At 73.4% G+C, this 5,569-nt stretch carries 3 protein-coding genes; 2 read left to right on the forward strand and 1 reads right to left on the reverse strand.

The features are described 5' to 3' along the window. On the forward strand, positions 1-2,073 hold a 2,073-nt coding region (locus NS184_RS16290; RefSeq protein WP_152998283.1), incomplete at its 5' end, for an Ig-like domain-containing protein. A 130-nt stretch (positions 2,074-2,203) separates the two neighbouring features. Next, entirely contained in the window at positions 2,204-3,865 is a 1,662-nt protein-coding gene (locus NS184_RS16295; RefSeq protein ID WP_058727137.1) for a class I adenylate-forming enzyme family protein, read from the forward strand. A 112-nt stretch (positions 3,866-3,977) separates the two neighbouring features. On the opposite strand, the gene NS184_RS16300 is transcribed toward NS184_RS16295, so the two are convergent. Further along, entirely contained in the window at positions 3,978-5,309 is a 1,332-nt protein-coding gene (locus NS184_RS16300) for a threonine/serine exporter family protein (RefSeq protein ID WP_193750521.1), read from the reverse strand. Positions 5,310-5,569 lie beyond the last annotated feature (260 nt).

Here is a 5,569-nt window from a genome sequence, read left to right on the forward strand (position 1 = left end):
GTGTACGGCCACCCGACCCCCACCAGCCCGCCGAGTTCCACTCCCCCGGTCGCCCCGACGATCGCCGACCCGGGCGACATCACCACCGGCACCGCGCGCTTCCACGGGCGGGGCACCCCCGGTCACGCCCTCCGCGTGACGTCGGGCTCCACCGGGACCTGCTCCACCCGGGTGCAGCAGGACGGGTCCTGGTCGTGCCTGGGGACCGTGGTGTCCGGGCCCGCGCAGGTCTTCACGGTGTCCGACCGCACGGCACCGTCGCTCGGGTCCGCCGCGACCCCGTCGTCCGACGTGGTGACGCCGCCGACGCTCGCGACCCGGAACACCTCGACCGGCACGATCGCCGGCGACGGACACCCCGGAGCGACCGTGAACCTCAGCGCCTCCGGCTCGGCCGAGGAGTGGGACGCGACGGTCGGGCGGGACGGACGCTGGGTCGTGTCACTGCCCCGGGACGTCCGGGACGGCACGCTCACGCTCGTGGCGACCCAGACCGGCAGCACGGCGACGGGGTACCGGTCGGACCTCCGGAGCGCCGCGTCGTCCCCCCGCACGATCGCCCTCGACCGGAGCGCCCCCGCTGCGCCACGGATCCTCGATCCCCGCGCAGCCACGAGCATCCGCACGCAGCCGTTCCGGGTCTCCGGCACCGGTGAGCCCCGGGCCGTCGTGACCGTCTCGGTCGGCCGCTCCCCGGTCTGCATCGCCACGGTCGGCACCTCCGGCCGGTGGTCGTGCGCGACGTCGGGCACGTCGGTCGCCCCGGGGTCGCGGGTCATCTCGGCCGTGCAGCGCGACGCAGCGGGGAACACCTCGCGGGCCTCCGCAGGCGTCCGGGTCCTCGTCGCCGCGTCGTCAGGGACGCCGTCGTCGGATTCGGGTTCGTCCGACCCGAGCGACGCGAGCAGCGCCACGGACACCTCGGGCCCGTCCGGCTCGGCGGGCGCTGGTCCGCACGACTCCGTCGCCTCCGGGACGGGTACCCCCACCGGGTCGTCCGCGGCCGGGGACCCGGGAGCCGGCTCACCGGGCACGACCGGCAGTGGGACGCACGCGGGCGGACCGGGCTCGGGTGGCCGCGGGCTCGACTGGTCCGGGCCGGCCGGCGACTGGAGCGCCCGGACCGCGTACGACCAGGCCGTCCCCACGATCCAGTCCGTGTTCTCGTGGCGGACCGTGCTCGTCGCGACCGCCGTCGCCGCGGGGTTCCTCGTGCTCGTCCTCGTGCCGCTCGCGATGGTCGCCGGTGTGGTGCGCGGTCGGATCCGCTCGCCGTTCTCGGCGCTGCTCGGTCGGAACCTCCCGCGGGCCCGGTCACGCGCGGAGGACGCCCTGCCGACGTGGGTGTCGATGGTGTCGTCCGTGACGATCGCGACGCTCTGCACCCTGCTCGGCACCGGTGTCTCGCTCGAGGCCCGGTACGTCCGGCTCGCGCTCGCGATCGCGCTCGGCTCCGCACTGCTGACGGCGGCGACGGTGCTCGCCACGCGGTGGGCGGCCGGCAGCGACCGGCACCTGGTCGGCCACCGGGTCTCCCCCGTGCTCGTCCTGGCCGCACTGGTCGCGTGTGCGCTCACCCGCGCCGGCGAACTGTCCCCCGCGCTCGTCGTCGGTGTCGTGCTCGTCCCGACCGGGCGTGCGGACCTCGGCACGGGACCGATGCGGCTGGGGTCGGAGGTCGTCGGTCGTGTCCGGAGCGCCTCGTGGCGGTCCGCTGCGTTCCTCGTCCTCGCGGTCGTCGGTTGGGGCGTGCACAGTGTCGCGACCCGAGGTGGGGTGTGGACGTCCTTCGTGTCGGACGTCGCGATCACGCTGTGCGTCGGCGGTCTCGGAGCGGCGGTCGTCACGCTGCTCCCGTTCACCGGTTCGGTCGGAGCCGTCCTCCTCGCCGAGGCCCGCGGCCGGTACGCCGTGCTCGCGTCCGTGGCCGCTGCGCTCACCGCCGCCGTGTACTCCGGCGCCACGGGCACGCACGTCGCCCCGATCACGTGGGCCGTCGCCGTGATGCTCTGCGTCGCCGCAGGCCTGGTCGCCCGGCTGTGGCCGCGGTCGGCCGCGACCCCGGACGTCTGAACCCGACCGCGGCGGGCGCCACGGCCACGGCCACGGTCGACGGAGGAGCAGCCCCGAGCACGGCGCCGGAGCGGCCACTACGCTGACGATCGGTGAGCGCCCCGCGGGAGGACGCCACGAGGGAGCGACGATGACCGACACCCGATCCGACTACGACGCCACACGCTTCCGCGAGGTGTTCGAGGGCAGTTTCACCTACGCGAACGGCTTCGTCCGGAACACCCACCGCTTCGCCGGCCGGCCGGCCCTCCGCGACCCGGACACCGGTCGTTCGTGGACCTACGCGGAGCTCGGCGACGCGGTCGACCGGGTCGGTGGGTGGCTCGTGCGGCACGGCGCCGGCCCTGGTGCGGTCGTGATGGTGGAGCTCTTCAACGGCCCGGAGTTCGCGATCGCCTACCTCGCGTGCCACCGCATCGGAGCGGTCTTCTCGCCGACGAACTTCCGGCTCGCACCGGACGAGGTCGCGTTCATCGTCGAGGACTCCGCTCCGGTCGTCCTCCTGCACGACGCCGCACGCTCCGCCGACATCGCGCAGGCACTCGAGACGTCCGACCACCGCCCCGCGCACGTCGTGACCGTCGGTGGCGACCACGACCAGTTCGACGAGCTCCTCGCCGCGGACCCCGTCACGGCCGAGGAGCTCGCAGCCGCTGAGCCACGGAACACCTACGCCGAGACGACACGCCTCTACACGAGCGGCACGACCGGACGTCCGAAGCCCGTCCCGCTGCCGAGTCTCGTCGAGGTGCTCAGCGCGCACGACGTCATCATGCACTTCCCGCTGAGCCCGTTCGACAAGACGCTCAACATGTCGCCACTGTTCCACCGCGGCGGCCTGTACTCGGGCGGCCCGAACCCGGTGTTCTACGTCGGCGCCGAACTCACGACGCTCCGCCACTTCGATCCCGACCGGGTCCTCGACCTCGTGGAGTCCGAACGACTGACGTTCCTCATCGGCGCTCCCCCGAACCTCGTCGGCCTCGCGAACGCCCAGGAGGCCCGGCCCCGCGACCTGTCGAGCCTGCACGGCATCGTGACGATGGGCGCCCCGCTCGACCGTGCCGCGGCACTGCGGTACCAGGAGCTGCTGTCCCCGCGCATCTTCAACGGCTACGGCACGACCGAGACGTTCTGGAACACGTTCCTGCGCCCCGAGGACTTCCCCGACGGCGCAGGCTCCACCGGCCGCGCGAGCACCGACGACGACGTCGCGGTCGTGCGCGTCCATGAGGACCGGCTCGCCGACCCGTCCGACACGGTCGCGAAGGACGGTACCGAGATCGGTGAGTTCGCGGTCCGCACCGTCAAGTCCGGCTACTCGTACCGGAACCCGGGACTCGAGGCGGAGAAGTTCGCGAACGGTTGGTTCTACCCGGGTGACCTCGCGACGTGGGACGAGCACGAGCGCGTGACGATCGTCGGACGCAAGGACGACATGATCATCTCCGGTGGCGAGAACGTCCACCCGGTGCAGGTCGAGGCCGCCCTGCAGGAGCACCCCGGCGTCGCCGACTCGATCGTGGTCGGCGTCCCCGACGAGCAGTGGGGGGAGGTCGTCACTGCGTTCGTGGTCCGTGCACCGGGCGGGCTGCCCGAGGACGACGCCGAGGCTGCGGCCGTCCTCGAGGACTGGACCGCCGGCCACCCCGGGCTCGCCCGGTACAAGCGTCCGCGCCGCTACCGCTTCGTCGACGAGCTCCCCTACAACGCCACCGGCAAGAAGGTGCACTACCTCGCGAAGGCGAGGGCGGCGGAGGACCAGGTGGCAGGCCGATTGATCGCGCCCTGACGGGCGAGCCGGCCTGAGGAGTCAGCACCGACGGGTCGCCCCCGGCGCGCGCTCGCCACCCATCGACCGGGAGGCACGGTGCGGGCCCGACCCGAGCCTCCAGGCCGGTGGGTCAGACCTGGCCGCGGTGCGGCGCGTTCCGCCGGAACAGACCGGGCAGGAGTCCGCCGATCTTCGTGCCGACGCAGAGGCTGACGAAGGTCGCGAGCGGCGTCGCGAGCGCGACCGGTGACAGCGTCGCGACCGCGACCAGGCCGACCGTGCCCGGGACGAGCAGGAGGAACGCGGGGAAGAACGACACGTTCGCCGGGATCACCGGGACGATGCGTTCCAGGATGCGGGTGGCGACGAACAGGAGCGCTGCCGTCGCGCCCGTCGCCACCACGCTGCCGCCCAGGGGGGTGATGCCGGTGAGGAGTCCGTAGGCCGAGGTCATCACGACCACCGACACCAGGGTCAACCGCCAGCCGGACTGGAACACGAGCCCGAGGCCGACCGCGAGGAACACCACCGCGACCCAGGAGACCCAGTACGGCGGAACGGCCTCCCATCCGCCGCGGTCCGTGCCGACCCCCGCGACCTCCCCGACGAGGGCCGCTGACGACGGGTCGACGTGCAGGCCGGTCAGGGCGCTCCCGGCGGCGATGCCCGCGGCCATGAAGCCGAGCATGATGATGCCCTGCATGAGCCGCGACGAGCCCGTGACGATGTCGGCGGCGGTGAGTTCGAGCAGGGCGTTCGTGATCAACGCACCCGGGACGAACACCGCGACCGGGGCGCACACCGCGAAGAGCGGCACGTGGCCGAACCCCGTCCCGGCTGCGACGAGCCCGACGATCGACGTCGACACGAAGGCCGCGAGGAAGGGCACGATCGCGAGGGCCTCGCGGAAGCGCCGCAGCACGATCCCGATCACACCGACGAGGGCGCCGACTCCGAGCGCCAGCAGGACCGCCCACCACGGGCATCGGAACACCACCGCGAGGCCCGCCGAGGTCAGGGCGTTGCCGAGGATCCACGGGAGCGGGGCCGGCAGCCGGGTGCTCGCGCGGATGGCCCGGACGCGGGCGGGGATCTCCGCGAGCCCGATCGAGCCGCTCTCGAGACCGAGGACGATCCGGTTCGCCCGGGCGGACTGCCGCGCGGAGAGCTCGACACCCTCGGCGTTGACGATCGTCGCGGCGCCGGTGGCGGTCTCGCTGACGATGACCAGTGCGGGCAGGACGCCCACCGCGAGCTCGGGGCCGATGCCGGCGGCGTCGCGGGCCTTCTCGAGTGCCGATCGGACGTCGGTGACCGAGCTGCCGGCGTCGAGCAGCAACGCCCCGAGGGTGCCGAGGAGCATGCCGACCGGGACCGCTTCACCATCGATCACCTCGACGTGCGGTTCGGGGCGGCGGAGGGTGTTGCGCAGCTGGGCGATGGCGCTTCCGAGTCCGACCACGAGTGTCGATCGTAGCTGGCCCGCGGGGCGGGGCGGGCGGGGCCGGGCGGGCAACTCGCGGCTCGGGCCCCTTGCCCGAGTCTCGGGTCCGCGGACAGTTTCGCGCTCCGAAGACCTCGAAACTGTCCGCGAAGCCGAGTCTCGGCCAGCGGCTCACGGTCGCACGGTCGCACGGTCGCACGGTCGCACGGTCACCCAACGCGTACCCCCGGTGGGACTCGAACCCACAACTCGGCGATTGTAAGTCGGGTGTCGGTCAA

The sequence above is a fragment of the Curtobacterium luteum genome (genome assembly GCF_001475545.1).
Classification (GTDB): Bacteria; Actinomycetota; Actinomycetes; order Actinomycetales; family Microbacteriaceae; genus Curtobacterium; species Curtobacterium luteum_A.

Bases quoted from the DNA above. Each gene is read 5' to 3' on its own strand.
- NS184_RS16295 (WP_058727137.1), top strand. From the start codon at position 2,204: ATGACCGACACCCGATCCGACTACGACGCCACACGCTTCCGCGAGGTG.